General features: G+C 67.9%; 1 protein-coding gene. It reads left to right on the top strand.

Annotation, left to right across the window (positions count from 1 at the left end; translation table 11 throughout):
- On the top strand, positions 1-221 hold a 221-nt coding region (locus QMG73_RS46205), incomplete at both ends, for a PEP/pyruvate-binding domain-containing protein (RefSeq protein ID WP_281906535.1).

Here is a 221-nt window from a genome sequence, read left to right as displayed (position 1 = left end):
CCTCGCCAACGCGCAGGGCGAAGACGTGGTGGCCGGCATCCGCAACACCGTGCCCCTGCAGGACCTGGAACGGCTCGACAAGACCTCGTACGACCTGCTCATGTCGATCATGGCGACGCTGGAGGGGCACTACCGCGACCTGTGCGACATCGAGTTCACGATCGAGCGCGGCAAGCTGTGGATGCTCCAGACGCGGGTCGGCAAGCGCACCGCGGCGGCGG

Origin of the sequence: Phytohabitans aurantiacus, from assembly GCF_027923225.1 — a bacterium.
Classification (GTDB): Bacteria; Actinomycetota; Actinomycetes; order Mycobacteriales; family Micromonosporaceae; genus Phytohabitans; species Phytohabitans aurantiacus.
This window is presented reverse-complemented; position numbering and strand designations above follow the sequence as displayed.